This is a genomic window from Streptomyces sp. GQ60 (assembly GCF_059758875.1).
The window spans coordinates 24,778-41,958 of the sequence record NZ_JCAXEG010000025.1; the positions used below are offsets into that span (position 1 = coordinate 24,778).

At 71.4% G+C, this 17,181-nt stretch carries 21 protein-coding genes; 8 read left to right on the forward strand and 13 right to left on the reverse strand.

Going from position 1 to position 17,181, the window contains the following annotated elements:
- Nucleotides 1-3 precede the first annotated feature (3 nt).
- The 5 genes from AC6CKD_RS34605 to AC6CKD_RS34625 are packed head-to-tail and all read left to right on the forward strand — an operon-like array spanning nt 4 to nt 2,741.
- Entirely contained in the window at nt 4-852 is an 849-nt protein-coding gene (locus tag AC6CKD_RS34605; RefSeq protein ID WP_498332874.1) for an AfsR/SARP family transcriptional regulator, read from the forward strand.
- Nucleotides 853-872: 20 nt separating this feature from the next.
- On the forward strand, nt 873-1,142 hold the full coding sequence (locus tag AC6CKD_RS34610) for an acyl carrier protein (protein ID WP_498332876.1): 270 nt from the start codon (nt 873-875) through the stop codon (nt 1,140-1,142).
- The gene (locus tag AC6CKD_RS34615; RefSeq protein ID WP_498332879.1) at nt 1,139-1,903 is read left to right on the forward strand and encodes an SDR family NAD(P)-dependent oxidoreductase; all 765 of its coding nucleotides are present in this window, start codon (nt 1,139-1,141) and stop codon (nt 1,901-1,903) included. The genes AC6CKD_RS34610 and AC6CKD_RS34615 overlap by 4 nt, the downstream gene beginning before the upstream one ends.
- A complete protein-coding gene (locus tag AC6CKD_RS34620; RefSeq protein WP_498332883.1) occupies nt 1,903-2,292 on the forward strand; it encodes a SchA/CurD-like domain-containing protein in 390 nt (129 codons plus the stop codon). Before AC6CKD_RS34615 ends, AC6CKD_RS34620 begins: the two co-directional genes overlap by 1 nt.
- Nucleotides 2,289-2,741, forward strand: coding sequence for an anthrone oxygenase family protein (locus tag AC6CKD_RS34625; protein ID WP_498332885.1), 453 nt, complete (start codon nt 2,289-2,291; stop codon nt 2,739-2,741). The genes AC6CKD_RS34620 and AC6CKD_RS34625 overlap by 4 nt, the downstream gene beginning before the upstream one ends.
- A gap of 346 nt (nt 2,742-3,087) precedes the next feature.
- On the opposite strand, the gene AC6CKD_RS34630 is transcribed toward AC6CKD_RS34625, so the two are convergent.
- The 12 genes from AC6CKD_RS34630 to AC6CKD_RS34685 all read right to left on the reverse strand — a co-directional run bounded on the left by AC6CKD_RS34630 (nt 3,088) and on the right by AC6CKD_RS34685 (nt 11,753).
- A complete protein-coding gene (locus AC6CKD_RS34630) occupies nt 3,088-3,399 on the reverse strand; it encodes an antibiotic biosynthesis monooxygenase family protein (protein WP_498332887.1) in 312 nt (103 codons plus the stop codon).
- Nucleotides 3,396-5,048, reverse strand: a complete 1,653-nt coding sequence (locus AC6CKD_RS34635; RefSeq protein WP_498332891.1) for an FAD-dependent oxidoreductase — start codon at nt 5,046-5,048, stop codon at nt 3,396-3,398. The genes AC6CKD_RS34630 and AC6CKD_RS34635 overlap by 4 nt, the downstream gene beginning before the upstream one ends.
- 4 nt (nt 5,049-5,052) lie before the next feature.
- Entirely contained in the window at nt 5,053-5,928 is an 876-nt protein-coding gene (locus AC6CKD_RS34640) for an NAD(P)-dependent oxidoreductase (protein ID WP_498332895.1), read from the reverse strand.
- An 83-nt stretch (nt 5,929-6,011) separates the two neighbouring features.
- Entirely contained in the window at nt 6,012-6,323 is a 312-nt protein-coding gene (locus AC6CKD_RS34645) for an antibiotic biosynthesis monooxygenase family protein (protein ID WP_498332900.1), read from the reverse strand.
- Complete coding sequence (locus AC6CKD_RS34650) at nt 6,313-6,645, reverse strand: antibiotic biosynthesis monooxygenase family protein (RefSeq protein ID WP_453388338.1); 333 nt, start codon at nt 6,643-6,645, stop codon at nt 6,313-6,315. Before AC6CKD_RS34650 ends, AC6CKD_RS34645 begins: the two co-directional genes overlap by 11 nt.
- Nucleotides 6,645-7,400 (reverse strand): SDR family NAD(P)-dependent oxidoreductase, encoded by a 756-nt coding sequence (locus AC6CKD_RS34655; protein WP_498332907.1) that lies wholly within the window; start codon nt 7,398-7,400, stop codon nt 6,645-6,647. The genes AC6CKD_RS34650 and AC6CKD_RS34655 overlap by 1 nt, the downstream gene beginning before the upstream one ends.
- 59 nt (nt 7,401-7,459) lie before the next feature.
- Nucleotides 7,460-7,921: an anthrone oxygenase family protein gene (locus AC6CKD_RS34660; protein ID WP_498332911.1), complete on the reverse strand. Its 462-nt coding sequence runs from the start codon at nt 7,919-7,921 to the stop codon at nt 7,460-7,462.
- Between the two features lie 10 nt (nt 7,922-7,931).
- On the reverse strand, nt 7,932-8,396 hold the full coding sequence (locus AC6CKD_RS34665; protein ID WP_498332913.1) for an SRPBCC family protein: 465 nt from the start codon (nt 8,394-8,396) through the stop codon (nt 7,932-7,934).
- Between the two features lie 78 nt (nt 8,397-8,474).
- The gene (locus AC6CKD_RS34670) at nt 8,475-9,704 is read right to left on the reverse strand and encodes a ketosynthase chain-length factor (protein WP_498332968.1); all 1,230 of its coding nucleotides are present in this window, start codon (nt 9,702-9,704) and stop codon (nt 8,475-8,477) included.
- Between the two features lie 2 nt (nt 9,705-9,706).
- Nucleotides 9,707-10,990 carry a beta-ketoacyl-[acyl-carrier-protein] synthase family protein gene (locus tag AC6CKD_RS34675; protein ID WP_498332914.1) on the reverse strand — a complete coding sequence of 428 codons (1,284 nt, stop codon included), beginning with the start codon at nt 10,988-10,990 and terminating at the stop codon, nt 9,707-9,709.
- On the reverse strand, nt 10,987-11,421 hold the full coding sequence (locus AC6CKD_RS34680; RefSeq protein ID WP_498332915.1) for a cupin domain-containing protein: 435 nt from the start codon (nt 11,419-11,421) through the stop codon (nt 10,987-10,989). The genes AC6CKD_RS34675 and AC6CKD_RS34680 overlap by 4 nt, the downstream gene beginning before the upstream one ends.
- A complete protein-coding gene (locus AC6CKD_RS34685; RefSeq protein WP_498332916.1) occupies nt 11,418-11,753 on the reverse strand; it encodes a TcmI family type II polyketide cyclase in 336 nt (111 codons plus the stop codon). Before AC6CKD_RS34685 ends, AC6CKD_RS34680 begins: the two co-directional genes overlap by 4 nt.
- Before the next feature lie 167 nt (nt 11,754-11,920).
- On the opposite strand from AC6CKD_RS34685, the gene AC6CKD_RS34690 reads away from it, so the two are divergent.
- Nucleotides 11,921-12,304: a SchA/CurD-like domain-containing protein gene (locus tag AC6CKD_RS34690; protein ID WP_498332918.1), complete on the forward strand. Its 384-nt coding sequence runs from the start codon at nt 11,921-11,923 to the stop codon at nt 12,302-12,304.
- A 127-nt stretch (nt 12,305-12,431) separates the two neighbouring features.
- Here AC6CKD_RS34690 and AC6CKD_RS34695 read toward each other — a convergent pair whose 3' ends face one another.
- Entirely contained in the window at nt 12,432-13,922 is a 1,491-nt protein-coding gene (locus AC6CKD_RS34695) for an MFS transporter (RefSeq protein WP_498332920.1), read from the reverse strand.
- A 223-nt stretch (nt 13,923-14,145) separates the two neighbouring features.
- Between AC6CKD_RS34695 and asnB the strand changes: the two genes are divergently transcribed.
- Together asnB and AC6CKD_RS34705 are read left to right on the forward strand one after the other, a co-directional pair.
- A complete protein-coding gene (gene asnB, locus AC6CKD_RS34700; protein WP_498332922.1) occupies nt 14,146-15,981 on the forward strand; it encodes an asparagine synthase (glutamine-hydrolyzing) in 1,836 nt (611 codons plus the stop codon).
- Nucleotides 15,978-17,174, forward strand: a complete 1,197-nt coding sequence (locus tag AC6CKD_RS34705; protein ID WP_498332924.1) for a M24 family metallopeptidase — start codon at nt 15,978-15,980, stop codon at nt 17,172-17,174. Before asnB ends, AC6CKD_RS34705 begins: the two co-directional genes overlap by 4 nt.
- Nucleotides 17,175-17,181: the final 7 nt, after the last annotated feature.

A 17,181-nucleotide genomic window follows, 5' to 3' on the forward strand; every position in this document is an offset into this window, starting at 1 on the left:
GGTATGGACATCAGCGTGCTCGGTCCATTCCGAGCCACTCAGTCCGGTGTTCCCCTTCACCTGACCGCCGTCAAGCCGCGCAAGGTCTTCGCGCTGCTCGCCCTCCAGGCCGACGAGGTCGTCTCGGTGGCCTCGCTGGTGGAGGAGGTATGGGGAGAGAGCCCGCCGCGCAGTGTGCAGACCACCCTGCAGACCTACATCCTTCAGATCCGCCACCTCATCGGCGCCGCGCTGTCCGAGGAGCCGGCCGGTGCCGGACTGCCCCGCGGGGCCAAGAGCGTCCTGGTCACCGAGCCGGGCGGCTACCGGCTGGACACCCAGGGCGGGCTCATCGACGCGCAGGAGTTCGACGCGCTGTCCTCCGCGGGCCACCGCGCCCTCGACCACGGGGACTGGCAGCAGGCCTCCGCGTACTTCGGACGCGCCCTCTCCCTGTGGCACGGGCGGGCGCTGGCCGACGTCCAGTGCGGGGTGTACCTCGAAGTCGAGGCCACCCGCCTGGACGAGTCGCGCATGAGCGTGCTTCACCGCCGAATCGAGGCGGATTTGAGGCTGGGCCGCCACCATGAACTCATCGGCGAACTGTCCGGGCTCACCGCCCGGCACCCCCTGCACGAGGCCCTGCACGAGCAGCTGATGCTCGCGCTGTACCGGGCCGGGCGGCGCAGTGACTCCCTGGTCGTCTACCGGCAGCTGCGCGCCTCCCTCAACCAGAGTCTGGGGCTCGACCCCTCACACAGCATCGAGTACCTGCACCGAGCGGTCCTCGACTCTTCGCCGCAGCTCGACCTGGAGGGGACCCGGACGCTGTCCGGCGCCTCGGGAATTCCGCTGCTGGCGAGGGCCAACTGATTCTCCTGAGAGGAATCATCGTGAGCGACATAACCCTGTCCGAACTCGGTGAGCTGCTGCTCGAGTGCGTCGGAGCGCCGGAGGAGGGAATGGCGTTCGAGGGCGACGAGGCCCTGGACACCCCGTTCCTCGACTTCGGCTACGACTCCCTAGCCCTGCTGCAGGTCACGAGCGTGATCAACCGTACGTACGGCATCGTGCTGAACGACGACGCGGTCGCGGAGGCGGAGACCCCCCGGCTGCTGCTCAACCTGATCCGTACGGCTCCGCGGGCCGGGGCCGTACGGTGACCGACGGTCTCGCGGGTCCTGCCGGTTTCGCCGGCAAGCGGGTCGTCGTCACCGGCGGCACCCGCGGCATCGGCCGGGCGACGGCTCTCGCCTTCGCCCGGTCCGGTGCCCGGCTCGTCGTCTCGTACCGCAACGACGGCGAGCAGGCCAAGGCGCTGGGCGCCGAACTCGATGAGCTCGGCGCGGAGTTCGAGCTCGTCCAGGCCGATCTGACCACGCGCGAAGGCGCCACGGCGCTGGCCGCGACGGCCGGTGAGCGGCTCGGCGGGGTCGACGTGCTGGTCAACAACCTCGGGGTCGACGGGCACGTTCCCTTCGCCAAGCTCTCCGAGGCGGAGTGGCACCGGGTGCTGGACCACAACGCCACGTCGGCGTACCTGGTCACGCAGGCGGTGCTGGAGACCATGGGGGACACGGGCGAGGGCGGTGCGATCGTGAACATCGGCGCCTCGGTGGCCCTGCGGGGCCGGCCGCTCGGCGTCCACTACAGCACCTCCAAGGCCGCCCTGGTCGGCTTCACGCGCGCGCTCGCCAAGGAGCTCGGGCCGCGCGGGATCAGGGTCAACCTGGTCGCGCCCGGAGTCACCGAGACGGAGCCGGGCGGCGGACTGCCTCCGCAGCTCGCCGCCAAGCTCACGGCGCTGACGGCCCTGGGGCGCCTCGGGCAGCCGGAGGACGTGGCGGGGGCGGTGCTCTACCTCGCCGGGGACTCGGCCTCGTACGTCACCGGCACCACGATCGAAGTCGACGGAGGAATCTGATGCCCTACGCAGCCATCACGTACAAGGTGAAGCCCGGCCACGAGGACGAGATCGCGGAGATCTTCGCGGCGTTCGAGCGGGTCGACACACCCGATTTCGCGGGGGAGACCGGGGAGACGGAGGGCCGGCTGCTCGGCACCGCGGTGTTCGTCAAGGACGAGAACATCGTCCGGGTCATCCACTACGAGGGCGACTTCGCGGCGGTCGGCCGGCACATGGCCACGCAGAAGGGCGTCCACATCCTGGAGGGGAAGCTGGCGCCGTTCCTCGCGGAGCAGCGGGACACCGCCTCGCCGGGGGCCTTCGCGGAGTACTTCCGCAACGCGATCATGCGCAGTGTCCAGCAGCTGACCGTGGACACCCACCCCGTGGGTGCCCCGGCGTCATGACCGAGGTGCTGGGTGTGGCGGCCCTGCTCGGCAGCGGCGTCACCGCGGGAGTGCTGTTCGCCGTCGCGCTGAGCATCGTCCCGGCGCTCTTCGCGATGCCGGCCGGTACGTACATCTACGCACACAAGCTGCTGGGCCGGAACTGGGATCCCACGATGCCGGTCATCGTGCTCGCCAGCACCCTGGTGAACGGTGTGCTGGCGGTGCTGGCGGACGGCTCGGCGCGGCTGCTCTTCGGGGCCGCGGCCGTGCTGCTACTGGGGGTTTCGGGGGTTTCCCACCTCTGCAACGTGCCGATCAACCGCCGGGTCAAGTCGATCACCGACGAGTCCGCGATCCCCTCGGACTGGGAGGACCCGCGCCCGCTGTGGCGCCGCTACCACCACCTGCGGACGGCCCTGGCGGTCCTGGCGCTGCTCGTCACGTCGGCCGGGGTGGCAACACTCTGACCGGCTGCGTCCCGCCGCGCCGCTCGGCGCACCGCCGGGAGGCCGGCCCCCGTACCTAGGGGGCCGGCCTCCCGGTGTCGGCGTGTGCGGGCCGGGTGACGCGATCGCCACAGCAGGCCGGTGCGGCTGTGGCAGCCCTGCCTCTTCGCGCGGGGGCTCGGCACAGTCAACGGTTTCGAGGTCCCCGCCCGGATAGGGCCCACGCCGAACAGTGCGGTGCCCATGTGGCGACTCGCGACACCGCGAAGGTCCGGCAGGAGCAGCCGCCCGAAGCTGCCGGGCACCGAGCCGGAAGACGCCGGAGTGCCGACGCCGCGCGGCGCCGGCACTCCGGACACGACCGCCGTCAGGCTGCCGAGGCGGGGGCGATGTGGCGGACTATCTCCGTCACGTTCATGCCGCCGCCCTTGCGGTACGGCTTCAGACGCTGGCGGTGGACGACATGGCGGGCGCTCAACTCGAAGGCACGGAAGCGCGGTTCGTCCTCCCAGTCCGTGAGGACCCAGTAGACGCCCTCCTCCTCCGTGTCGCGCACCAGCGTCTGGCCGAGGTTCGCCGGCTCGCGGGAGATCGACTCGCCGATCTCCGACCAGGTCTGCTCGAAGTCCCGGACCAGCTCGGGGAAGATCTCCATGCGCAGGATCACTCGGTGGGTCATCTCTCCTCATGCCTTCCCAGCAGGCGCTCCAGGGCGGAGCGCAGTGTGTTGCGGGTGAACACCGGGGCGTCGCCGCAACGCCAGGCGACCACCCCGTCGGGCCGTACCAGGACCGCGCCCTGGGCGGTCACCCCGTACAGCTCCGGCCAGCGGTCGTCCAGGTCGGTCAGTTCCGAGCCGACTCCGTACACCGCCAGCCGTACGCCCAGTTCGTGCGAGACCGTGCGGGCCGCGTCCAGCCACGGGCGGTTGTCGGCGCCCGTGAGCAGCACCATCTGGTCCCCGAACAGGTCCAGGGCGGAGATCTCCGAGCCGCCCTTCAGCAGGCGCAGGTGCGGGGCCCGGCTGCCCGGCCGGCCGTAGTTCTCCGCGGACCACACTCCGTGCCCCGACAGCATGCCCTCGTCCCAGTGCGTCACCGCGGAGGAGCTGTACCGCCAGGACAGCCAGACCATGGGGTCCTCGACGATGTCGGGGTGGGCGGGCTCCCGTTCGCGGCCGTCCAGGCGCACCCGGTCCTTCGAGCGCAGCACCGCCTGCTCGACCGTCGCGGCGGAGACCGGGCGGCGTTCCTCGTCGTAGCTGTCCAACAGGGCCGGGTCCGCCCAGCCGTCGATGACGGCGGAGAGCTTCCAGGCCAGGTTGTGCGCGTCCTGGATGCCCGTACTGGAACCGAAACCGCCGCTGGGCGGCATCACGTGCGCCGCGTCCCCGGCCAGGAAGACCCGGCCACCGCGGAACGAGGAGGCCGTGCGGGCCGCGCTCTCCCAGGGGGAGACGGAGAGGATCTCGGGTGCGAGGTCGGGGACCCCGGCCGCCGCGCGGACCAGCGCCGCGCACCGCTGCGCGGTGAAGGACGCCAGCGGCTCCGACTCCGGGTCGTGGACGATGTGCAGCAGCCACTCGTCGGCGTTGTTGAGGGGCATCAGCGCGCCCCGGACCTGCTCGTTGAACGTGTAGCACATCAGGAACCGGCGGCCGGCGAGCTGCTCGGTCAGGTCGGCGCGGAAGTGCACGTTCACGTAATGGCCGAGCACCTCCCCGTCGAAGGGGATCCCCAGGGACTGCCGGACCACGCTGTGCGCGCCGTCCGCCGCGACGAGGTAGCGGGACTTGATCTCCCGCTCGACGCCGGTGGTGCGGTCCCTGACGTACGCGGTGACCTCCTCGCCCTCGGGTCCCTCCTGGTCGAGGGAGAGCAGCTCGGTGTTGAACCGCAGGGCCACGCCGAGCCGTTCGGCGCGTCCCCGCAGGACGTCCTCCAGCTCGCCCTGATGGCACAGGGCCCAGCCGGTCGGCGACAGCAGGCCGATGTCGGCCCGCACGTCCATGACGTACTTCTCGTCGAGCGTGCCGAGTTCCGGCCCGGCCAGTGAACGGGCCGTCACCACACCGGAGTTCTCGGCGAGCAGGCGGGCCGAGGGGGTGGCCCTGATCTCCTGCTCGACACCGGCCGAGCGCATCAGCTCCATGGCCCGCGGATGGACCCCGCGGGCGCGCGGATGCCCGGAGAGCTCGGGCTGCCGCTCGATGAGCAGGCAGTCCACCCCCTGCTGGGCGAGGAAGACGGCGGTGGACAACCCTGCGAGCCCCCCGCCGACCACGAGGACATCGGCGTTCCGGAGCGTGCTCCGGGTGGTACTCAGCACAGCCTCACACTCCCTGCTGCGGTTGGTGTTCCACGAGCACGGACGCGTCCTTGTCGCCGTCGCCCGCCGCCACGATCGAGGCGAACTGCTCGCGTACGAGGTCCAGGACGGGCATCCGGGTGCCGTACTCGGCGGCCGCCTCCAGGGCGATGCGGATGTCCTTCTCCATCAGCTCCGACCGGAAGAAGGCCGGTTCGTAGCTGCGCTTGAGCATCAGGTCGGCGCGGAAGCGCATGACCATGGAGCTGAATCCGCTCTGCGACACGACGCCGATGAGCTGGTCGCGGTCGAGTCCGGCGGAGGTGCCGTAGGCGACGGCTTCGGCGAGCGAGGCGACCTGGGCGCCGAGCAGCAGGTTGAGGATCAGTTTCATGGCGGCCGCGTTGCCGGGGGCGCCGACATGCGTGACCTCGCTGCCTATCGCCTCCAGGACCGGGCGGGCGTCGTAGAGGTCCGCCGGGTCGCCGGAGACGTACACGCGCAGCTGGCCCTTGCGGGCCTGGAGCGGGTTGCCGACGACACAGGCCTCGACGCGGCTCAGGCCCTTGGTCGCCAGGCGGTCGGCGGCCTCGCGGGCGTAGCCCGGCGAGACGGTCGAGGTGTCGACGATGATGGTGCCGGGGGCCAGTACGGGTACCACCCGGCCGAACAGGATCTCCTCGACCGCCTTCTCGTCGGAGAGGCTCAGCACGACGAGGTCGTGGCCGGCGGCGGCGCGCTCGGGGGCGTCGGCGAGCTTCGCCCCCGCCTCGACGAGTCCGGCCGCCTTGGAGGCGGTCCGGTTGTAGACGGTCAGGGCGTACCCGGACTCCACCAGGCGGCCGGCCATGCCGCCGCCCATGTTGCCCAGGCCGATGAAGGCCAACTGTCGCTTGGTCATGGGAAGTTCTCTTTCGTTTCCGGGGCCGGGCTGCCGGTTCGGGAGTCCGGGGCGAGCGGCATCGAGGGCGGGTCCTGGGGCCGTCAGTACGCCGCGTCGACCTCGTAGAGGGCGAAGGGGGTGCCCGTGCGGGTGTCGCGGAACGGTCGCAGCGGGGTGGTGTCCTCGCGGTGGTCCGCCCCCTCCTCCCAGACCTGGAAGGCCGCCATGGACTCCCAGCGGCTGACCACGACGAGCGCGGTCGGATCGCTCGGGGACCGCAGCAGCTCGTTGCCGAGCATGCCGGGGACCGCCGCGAGCCGCTTGCTGACCAGGTGGTAGGCGTCCCGTACGGCGGCCAGCTGCTCCTCGTCGTAGGCCGCCTGGTACACCAGGACCCTCACCTCACCGGGCATCGGCGGCCGCCTTGCCCTCGATGGTGGTGAGCACCTCCATGACGTGGAAGGAGCCGCCCTTGCGGAAGGGGTGCAGGGTCGCCCGGTGTTCGAGGTGCGCGGGGCTGTCCTCGAACTCGCGGAAGCGCGGCTCGTCCGTCCAGTCGCTGATGATCACGAAGATGGTCTTGTCGCCGGCCGTGCGGGCGTCCTCGCGGGCGAGGGACTGGCCGAGGTTCGCCGGGTGACCGGTGACCGCCTCGGTGCCCTCGTGCCAGGCCTTCTCGAAATCGGCTTCCTTGCCGGGCTCGATCTCCATGCGGAGCATCACGCGGAAGGCCATCAGGAGATACCTCCGTCGACACCGATCGTGTTGCCGGTGACGTAGCGGGACAGGTCGCTGGCGAGCCACAGGATGGCGCCGGCCACCTCGTCGGGGGTGCCGAGCCGGCCGAGCGCGGTCTTCGCGCCGTACCGCTCCGACATCAGCTTCTGCTGCTCCGGCGGCATCGCGAAGAAGTTCTCGGTCTCGATGACACCGAGCGCGACCACGTTGAAGCGGATGCCCTGCGAGCCGAACTCCTTGGCCAGCGAGCGGTTCAGGCCCACGAGCGCGGCCTTCGTCGTGGTGTAGTGCGCGCGCAGCGGGATGCCGGCGTCGACGGCGCGGGAGCCGATCGAGACGACCGAGGAGCCCTCGCCGAGCAGCGGCAGCGCGTTCTGGATGACCAGGTGGGCGCCGGTGATGTTGGTGGCGAGGATCCGGTTCCACTCGTCGAGCGGCAGGTCCTTGTACGGGACGTGGCTGATCGCGCCGGCGTTGTTGACCAGGAGGTCGAGGCGGCCGCCGGTCAGCTCGCCGACCTGCTCGAGCAGGCCCGCGATCTCCTCGGGCTGGGAGAGGTCGGCGCGCAGCACGTGGTGGTTGCCGCCGATCTCCTTCAGCTCGCTCTCCAGGGAGGTGACGAAGTCGCTGTCGCGCTGGTAGCAGGTGATGACGTCGACACCGGCCTTGGCGAGCGCCAGTACGACGCCGCGACCGACACCGCGGGTGCCGCCGGTGACCAGGGCCTTCTTGCCCCGGAGTTCGAGGTCCATGGGTGTTCCTCCGTGAAGTTGCGGTTCGAGGGAAAGCGGTGGCGCGGCCGGGCGGCCGCTCAGAGAAGGAAGCCCAGTGCCGTGCAGTTGACGGCGAGCGCGGCGATGGTCAGCCAGCTGCGCCGGCGGTTCCACGCGCCCCACACCTTGCGGGGGTCGCGCTCGGCGAAGTCACTGGGCAGGTCGTCCGGGTCGAGGGTGCGCATCCACCGGTTGACCGGGACGTTCTTGACGACGGAGATGGCGGCCGTGAACAGCGCGAGGAGCGCGGCCACGGCGAACAGGGTCCGGGCCCCGTCCTGCGGTGCGCCGATCGCCAGCACCACGTCACCGGCGATCGTGCCCAGCAGGCAGATGGGCATCGCCGGGTCGTAGCGGGTCCCGAAGAACGCGTGCGCGTTGACGTAGCGGTCGGCGGGCAGCGAGGCCAGGTACGGGAATCCGCCGAGCTGGGTGCCGAAGAGGACTCCGGCGGCCAGCCCGTTGACCAGCAGGACCAGCGGAGCGACGAAGGTCAGCACCGCGGGCCGCTCAGCGAACGAGGGTGCGGGCCTGCGCCTCGACCCGGTTCTTGATGAGTTCCATCTGGATCTTGGTGTTGAGGTTCAGGTACTCCGTCATGGCGTCGTCCGTGGCCGGGGCCCCGGGCTTCATGTGGAAGTCCTGGATCCAGCGCATCCGCACACCGCCCGAGGGCTCCTGCGTGTACTCCCACTTGATGTGCATGTAGTCGAACGGCCCGGTCTCCACCCGCTGGGCCGAAACCGTGCGGGCCGCGGCGTCGCGGGTGCGGCGCGAGACCCAGCTCCAGACGTTGCCGTCCTCGTCGGGGTGCATGGTGAGGCGGAAGACGACGGTGTCGTCCTCCTCCTCGATGACCTCGGCGGTGGCGTACTCGCTGAACAGGTTCGGCCAGTTCGGGACGTCGTTGGTGATGTCCCAGACGACGTCCATGGGGGCGTCGATGACGATGAAGTTGTCGGTGTGTCCAGCCACGGTGTCCGTGCTCCTCTGGGTGTCGGCTCGGTTCGTGTCTTCAGCCGTGTCGGCGGTGTGGGGGGAAGTGCGGCGGGGTCAGCGACCGAGGACGAGAGCGGAGGTGAAACCTCCGTGACCGCGGGCCAGGACCAGTGCGTGGCGCAGGGACTGCTCCCGGGGGGCGCCGGTGACCAGGTCGATCTCGAAGCCGGGTGCGAGCGCGCGGATGTGGGGGGTGTGGGGGATCACGCCCTCGCGCAGCGACAGCAGGGCGGTGGCGACGTCGAGTGGCGCGCCTCCGCCGTACAGCCGGCCGGTGAGCGTCTTCGGCGCGGTGACCGGGACGCCCCGGGGGCCGAAGATCTCGGTGATGGTCCGCGCCTCGTCGCGGTCGTCCGCGGGAACGCCCGCGGCATCGGCGAAGACGACGTCGATGTCGGCCGGGGTGAGCCCGGCGTCGGCGATGGCGGCCTCGGCGGTACGGCGCAGCGCGCGCGGCCGCTCGGACTCGGGCGCCGGGTCGAAGCCCGAGGCGTAGCCCAGGACCCGCCCGTAGGTGCGCGCGCCCCGCTCGTCGGCGGCCTCGGCGCTCTCCAGCACGAGGATCGCGCCTCCCTCGCCGGGCAGGTACCCGGAAGCCTCCGCGTCGAACGGCACGTAGGCGCGCTCGGGGTCGGGGACCGTGGAGAGCTTCCCGTTGGTCAGCTGCGCGGTCAGGGCGTACGGGCACAGCGAGGCGTCCGTACCGCCGGTGACCACGAGCCGGGAGCCCTTGCGGGTCAGGCGCCGGGCCTGGCCGATGGCGTCGAGCCCGCCGGCCTGCTCGCCCGCGAGGACCCCGCACGGTCCGCGCATCTTGTGCTTGATGGACACCTGGCCGGTGGTCGCCGCGTAGAACCAGGCGATCGACTGGTAGGCGCCGACCCAGCTCGGGTCGTTCTGGTAGAGCGCGGTCATCTCCTTCTGCCCGAACTCCGTGCCGCCGGAGGACGAGGAGGTGACGACGGCCATCTCGTACTCGGGGATGGCCTCCAGGTCGGCGCCCGAGTCCTCGAGCGCCGCCTCGGAGGCGGCCAGCGCGAGATGGGTCCAGTGGTCGGTCTGCGAGATGAGCCGGTTCGGCTTGACGGACTCCTGGGCGGTGAAGCCCGGTACCTGTCCGGCGTGCTGGACCGGGTAGCTCGACGGGTCGAACCGGCCGATGCGCCCGATCCCCGATTTGCCGGCGAGCACCGAGGCCCAGTGGGCCTCGACGCCGACGCCGGTGGGAGCGAAGATCCCGAGGCCGGTGATCACCGGGGGGCGGTGGTCGGGGGAGGGGGCCATCATCAGCTCCTTCCGGCCGCGGCCGCGGCGGAGCCGGGGCGCGCGAGCAGCATGGCCGTCTGGAAGCCGCCGAAGCCGCTGCCGACGCTGAGAACGACGTCCATGGAGTGGTCGCGGGCCGTGATCGGGACGTAGTCCAGATCGCAGAGCGGGTCCTTGGTCGTCAGGTTGGCGGTCGGCGGGACCACCTGCCGTTCGAGCGCCAGGGCGCTGGCCGCGACCTCGATGGAGCCGATGGCGCCCAGCGAGTGGCCGACCATCGACTTGATGGAGCTGACCGGGATGTCGTAGGCGTGGTTGCCCAGGCTCCGCTTGAACGCGGCGGTCTCGTGCCGGTCGTTCTGCAGGGTGCCGGAGCCGTGGGCGTTGATGTAGCCCACGGCCGTCGGGTCGATCTTGGCCTGGTTCAGGGCCACGCTGATGGCCTCGGCCATCTCCCGCCCGTCGGGCTTGAGACCGGTCATGTGGTACGCGTTGCTGCGTCCGGCGAAGCCGACGATCTCGGCGTAGATGCGGGCGCCGCGGGCGATGGCCGCCTCGCGCTCCTCGATGACCATGACGGCGGAGCCCTCGGCGAGCACGAAGCCGTCGCGCGTCCCGTCGAAGGGTCGCGACGCGTGCGCCGGGTCGTCGTTGTTCGCCGTGGTCGCCTTGATCGCGTCGAAACAGGCCGAGGTGATCGGCGAGATCGGCGCGTCGGTGGCGCCGGCGATGGCGACGTCCGCCGAGCCCTCCTCGATGAGCTGGACGGCGTGCCCGATGGAGTCCAGGCCCGAGGTGCAGCCCGTGGAGACCAGCGCGACCGGGCCCTCGGCCCCGACCTCCCAGGCGACCTCGGCCGCCAAGGTGGAGGGGATCATGTAGCCGTACAGGTGCGGGACGCCGTACTCGTGGTCGACGAGCCACTTGCGGCCGCTGTCGGAGAGGGTGACGTACTCCTCCTCCAGGCCCATCGTGCAGCCCACGGCCGAGCCGATGGAGACGGTGAGCCGCTCGGGGGCCAGCGCGGAGAGCTCGATCCCGCTGTCCGCCACCGCCTCCCGGGCGGAGACGACGGCGAACTGCGCGGCGCGGTCCATCCGGCGGATCTGGCGCGGGGTCAGCCCCGAGGCGGCCGGGTCGAAGTCGACCTCGGCCGCGACCTGCGAGCGGAACGCGCCCGCGTCGAACAGGGAGATCCGCCGGGTGGCGGTGCGTCCCCCGGACAGCGTTCCCCAGAACGCCTCACGGCCCACCCCGCCCGGCACGACCGTGCCGATGCCGGTGATGACGGCCCGTCGGGTCACTTGGCACCGCCGACATCCGGGTTGGCCTGCTCGGGACGCTGGGCGACCTCGGTGTCGACGTGGCCGTACTCGGGGCTCGGCGCGAGCGGCGAGAGGTGGAAGGCGCAGCGGGCCGTGGTCTCGCCCACGTTGACCAGGCGGTGGCGCACGCCGATCGGGACCAGCAGCGACTCGCCGGCGCCGAGGGTGATCTTCTGCCCGTCGAGCGTCATCTCCAGCGTGCCGTCGATGACGTGCAGGAACTCCTCGGAGTACGGGTGGTAGTGCTCGGTGATCCAGTCGGCCGGATCGAGGGTCATGACCCCGCCGAAGCCGGAGGTGCAGCCCACGGTCTTGGGGCTGAGGGTGACACGGATATCACCGCCGCGCTTGGTGTTGGCCTCGACCTCGTCGGAAGCCACCTTCACGGTGCGGGAAATGGCGGTGGTCACTTGATCCGTCCTTCGGTCTTGGTCCAGATGTAGAAGGGGTCTGCCATCGCGTCCTTCGGCTCTTTCCAGTTCGGGTCGTACGGCTCGACGCACTCCGCGAGACGGGTGTTGATGTCGTCGTAGAGCGGGTGGCTGCGGGCCCGGTAGAGGTTCGCGTTGATGTCCTCGTCCGCCTCGACCAGGTGGAAGTACAGGCCGTGGAACTTGAAGAGAGTGCGGCGGGAGACGCCGATCATGTGCGGCAGCTCGGATTCGTCCGACTCGCCGAAGATCTTCGCGATGTCGTCCGTCTTCTCCGGCCGCAGCTTGGCGACGATCAGAGTGCGATGCACGGTGGTCCCTCCCGAAGGGGTCGGTGGTTGCGAGGAAAGGTCTCACCGCGAACTGGAGGGCGGCTCGGCTTCCCCTCCAGCCGTGCTGGTGGGGCGAGTTCGAGCCAGCCGCGAGTCGAGGCGGGTCCCCTGCCGCGGACCGACTCACGACGGCGGAGGACCTTGCCATGGCATTCGCGGCGATCACGTACGACATCAAGCCGGGCTACGAGAAGGAGCTCACGGCGATCTTCCAGGACTTCAAGAGGGTGAAGGGAAACCAGGTCAAGGACGAGTCCGGGCAGCAGGCCGGCACCCTGCTGGCGACGGCGGTGTTCCTGCGCGGGGACACGCTGGTGCGCGTCATCGAGTACACGGGCGAACTGGACGCGGTCGCACGTCACATGGCGATGCAGCCGGGCGTGCTCGACTTCGAGGCGAAGATCAAGCCGTATCTGAGCCGCCCGCGGCAGACGCAGACCCCGGAGGGCTTCGTGGCGACCTTCCAGCGCAGCCTGCTGACGACGGTGGTCCAGTTCTCGAGCCGCGACGGGGTCCCGGCGGGGGCGTAGCCCGGCCTGCCCGGGCAAGACTCCCGCGGCGAACCCCAAAGACAGAGGCGCGTGCCGGTCGTGTCAGGACGACCGGCACGCGCCTCTGTCTTCGTGGTTCGCGGGGCCGCGCACGGGCCGCGCGGCACTACCGCAGCGCCGTCTCCTTCGATTCCGACGGGCGGTCGAAGGACGCGTCCGGGCCCGCGGCCCGGCCGGCCGGGCGGGGGCGGGGGAGGGCGAAGCGCAGGAGCGCCAGGGCCAGGACGTACATGGTCAGCTGGGCCGCCAGCGCCCAGGCGATCGCGGACCGCGAGTACCCCGCCCCGCCCGCGATCCCGTAGAAGACCGTGCCGACGAGCGCGACACCGGTGGCACTGCCGACCTGGCCGAACGTGGAGAACACCCCGCTCGCCGAGCCGATCCCGCCGCGGGACATGGCGGACAGCGTGATGTTGTACAGCGGAGGGCTCAGCAGGCCCATGCCCGCGCCGCACAGGACCAGCCCCGGCAGGACGTGCAGCGGGCGCAGATCCGTGCCCCGCGTGACGGTCAGCCAGATCAGCACGCCCGTGCCCGACGCCATCAGCAGCGCGCCGAACTCCAGCATCGGGCGGCCCAGCTTGCCGGTCAGCGGGACGGAGGCCCCGGAGGCGAAGGCCGCGGACAGCGCGAACGGCAGCAGGGTGAACCCCGCTTCCTTCGCGCTGAAGCCGAGTCCGTCCTGCAGGTGCACCACGAACACCAGGAAGAAGGACGCGACCGCGCCCATGACCAGGAAGTTCACCGCCGCACCGGCCGGAAACGCACGCCCCCGGAACAGCTCGGGCGCGAGCAGCGGCGTACGCCCGGCCCGCTGCGCCCGCCGCTGCAGCGGCGCGAGCAGCCCCAGCAGCACCGCACCCGCGACGAACAGCGGGATCAGCCACAGTGGCCAGCCGGCCTCCCGCCCCTGCACCAGCGGGACGAGCAGCAGGAGCAGACCGGCGGTGGCCACGGCCATCCCCACCAGGTCCAGCCGCGCACCCTTCGCCGCCCGCTCCACGGGCAGCCAGCGCGCCGCGAGCACCAGCGCGAGCACGCCGACGGGCAGGTTGACGAGGAACACCGCACGCCAGCCGAGGCCGAACAGATCCGCGTGCGCGAGCAGTCCGCCCACCACGGGACCGCCGCAGGTTGCCGCCGCGATGACGGCGGCCTGCACGCCGAAGGCCGGGCCGCGCCGTTCCTTCGGGAACAGCAGCATGATCACCGGGGCGATCTGCGGGGCGAGGAGCGCCGCGGAGAGCCCCTGCACCACACGGGCCGCGATGAGCGTGCCGGTGCCCGGGGCCGCCGCGCACAGCGCGGAGGCGGCGGTGAAGGCGACGATGCCCCACAGCACCAGCGGCCGCCGCCCGTAGGCATCGCCGAGCCGGCCCGCGGTGACCAGCAGCAGGGCGAAGGCCAGGCTGTACCCGGCGAGCATCCACTGCACGGCCGAGTCCGAGGCGCCGAGCCCGTCCTGGATGGAAGGCGCCGCGATGCTCACCACGGTCATGTCGAAGGTGTGCAGGAATCCTGCGAGCAGTACCGCACCGAGCGCGAGCCAGGAGCTGCGCGGTACAGCGCTGTTCGCGCCTGTCGGGGGTCCGGACACGGATGTCGCCCTTCTCTGGGTACGGGTACGGGTGCGGGGTTGCGGGTCGTGCACGCCTCGGCGCACTCTCGGGTCCGGGCACACAAGACCGCTCGAGGATCGTTCGGGCCCCGCCCGCGGCCCGCGGGATCGACCGTCCCTCAAGTGCCGCGCGGTCGCCGCGCGACTGTGCCGCAGGATGCTGGCCACGTACCAGAACCGACACATGAGGAGAGGTGGCAACGTGTCCGGTCTCGTTGGCTGGATCGACTTCGACAGGGACCTGCGCCGACACCGGCCGGTTGTCACGGCGCTCGCTTCCACGTTGGCGCAGCGCGGACCGGACGGCGAGGCCGTGTGGGTCGGGCAGCACGCCGCGCTCGGTGCCCGCCTGCTCACCGTGGACGGCGTCAAGGACGAGCAGCCGTACGTCGTGCGCGCGGGCGAGCACGAGATCGTCGCCGTCGTCACGGGCTGGCCGACCGGCACCGCGGCCATCCGCGCGGAGCTGGCCACGGCCGGCATCGCGCTGCCCGGGGACACCGGCCCCGCCGCCCTGGTGGCGTACGCCTACCGGGAGTGGGGCGCGGACTTCCTGGCCCGTCTGAACGGCTCCTGGGCGGTGGCGATCTGGGACGGCCGCACCGAGGAAGTGGTCCTCTCCCGCGACCACCTCGGCGGCCAGCCGCTGTACTGGACCCGCACCGCCACCGGCGTGGTGTTCGGCTCCGAGCGCAAGGTGCTGCTGGCCCACCCGGAGGTGGACCCGGTCGTCGACGCGGCCGGTCTGCGCGAGGCGGTCTCCCAGGCCCTGCCGCACGGCGGCATCTTCTCCGGCTTCGACCGGATCGGCGCCGCCGAGATAGCCCGCTTCGGGCGCGGCGGCTGGCAGCGCGGCAAGTTCTGGGGCATCAGCACCCAGCCGCACACCGACGACTACGACACCACGGTCGCCAAGGTCCGCGAGATCCTCACGCGCAGCGTCGAGGACAACCTCACCGACGACCCCTCGCAGCTGCTGGTGATGCTCTCCGGCGGCATCGACTCCTCCGCCGTCGCGGGCCTCGCCGCCGATTCGCTGGGGCGCGCCGGCAAGGGCGCGCTGCGCACCTTCACCATCGGCTTCCAGCGCAGCGACTTCCAGGCCGACGTCATGCGCAGCACCCACGACACCCCGTTCGCCGAGGAGGTCGCCGGCCACATCGGCGCGAACCACACCCTCGTCGAGCTCGACACCGGCGACATCCTCGACCCGATCGTCCGGCTGGGCATGCTGAAGTCGAAGGACTTCCCGACCCGCCAGTACGACATGGACACCGCCCAGTACCTGACGGTGCAGCGCGCCGCGCAGGAGGGCTGCAAGGTCGTCTTCGCCGGCTACGGCGGCGACAAGTACTTCCAGGGCGCCACCTGGTACACGCACAAGGACCTCGTGGTTTCCGGCACCTTCCCGTGGCTCGCGCTCGCCCAGAAGCACGGCGCCGCCAACGGCTTCGGCACCGGGCTGTTCAACCAGGAGGCGCTGGCCGCGCTCGACTTCCAGACGTACTACAAGGACGTCTACGCGACCGCCGTCGCCGAGGTCGAATACCTGCCGGAAGAGGACGAGTGGCAGCGCCACATGCGGCGCGTGGCCTACCTGATGAACACCCGCTTCGGCATCGACGCGGGCTCGTACTCCGCCGCGGGACTCCAGCTCCGTACGCCGATCAACCACCCCGAGCTGGTGCAGTACGCGTACAACATCCCCAACGAGATGCACAACCGCCGCGGCATCGAGAAGGGCATCCTGCGGGCGGCCGTCGCCGACCTGATGCCCGAGTCGGTCCTCGACCGGCACCGCAGCGCGTCCCCGGTCTCCAACCACCCCGACTACCCCGCGGGGCTCCAGCGCGCCATCAAGGCGGTGCTCGCCGACCCGCAGGCGCCGGTGCGCCAGATCATGGACGTCGAGGCGGCTTCCGTGATCGCGGCCAGCCTGGAGCGGCTCACCAAGGACCGGATGGCCCGCGCGGACATCGAGCTGATGCTCCAGCTCAACAACTGGCTGGACCACTACCGGGTGAGGCTGGCGCTGTGACCTCGCGCGTGGAGCGGCTGGCCCGCCACATGGACGAGGCCGGGCTCGACGCGCTCGTCGCGACGTCCGCCGAGAACGTCCTGTACCTGACCGGGATCTCCAGCGTCGGCGGCCAGAACCACCCGTACAGCAGCCGGGCGCTCGCCGTCGTGACGCGCGAGCGCCCGGACGCGCCGTACTACCTCAGCTCGCGCAGCGACGTGGACCAGTTCCTCGACGCGACGACCGCGCTCAGCGGGGTCGTCGGCTACGGCACCTTCTTCCGCGAGCTGCCCGAGGGCGTCGAGCTCACCGAGCGGGAAACGCGGTTCAAGGAGGTCGGGCACGACGCCGAACCGCCGGCGAACGCCCTGGCCGCCCTCGCGGGCGTCCTCACCGGCGCGGGCCTGGCCGGGGCCAGGATCGGGATCGACGAGAACGCGGCCCCGCTCGGCTTCCTCGACCGGCTCGGCGAGGAACTGCGGGGCAGCACCGTCAGCCCGGCGGGCGCCCTGCTCCAGCAGGTGCGCAAGGTCAAGACCGAGTCCGAGCTGCAGCGGATCGCCGAATCCGCGGCGATCGCGGAGGCGGGCATCCGGGCGGCGACCGGCATCGCCGCGGAGGGCGTCACCGAGCGGGACATGGTCAGGGAGTTCGAGACGGCGGTCGCCCGTGCGGGCGGCCGTCCCCGCTTCACCCTGATCAAGTTCGGCCGGGAGGCCGTCCTGGGCCAGACCCGGCCCTCCGACGCCCCGCTGCGCCACGGCGAGTCCATCTGGTTCGACGTGGGCTGCACGCACCGCGGCTACTGGTCCGACATCGCGCGGACCTTCAGCTTCGGCGAGCCCTCGGCGCGGCTGGTCTCGGTGTACGCGGCCATGCTGGCCGGCGAGCAGGCCGCCCTGGAGGGCGCCAAGCCCGGGATGACCGGAGGGGAACTGTTCGACCTCACCGTCGACGCCGTCCGCGCCGCCGGGGTGCCGCACTACCGCCGTCAGCACGTCGGGCACGGCATCGGCGCGGAGATCTACGAACCCGTCCTCATCACGCCGGGGAACACGGACGTGATCGAAGAGGGAACCGTCGTCAACTCGGAGACGCCTTACTACGAGTTCGGCCTGGGCGGCGTTCACGTAGAGGACCCGTTCGTCGTCGGATCGGGCGGTAACCGGCTCCTGACCACGCTGGACCGCTCCCTCACCGTCATCGATTAGGAAGGTT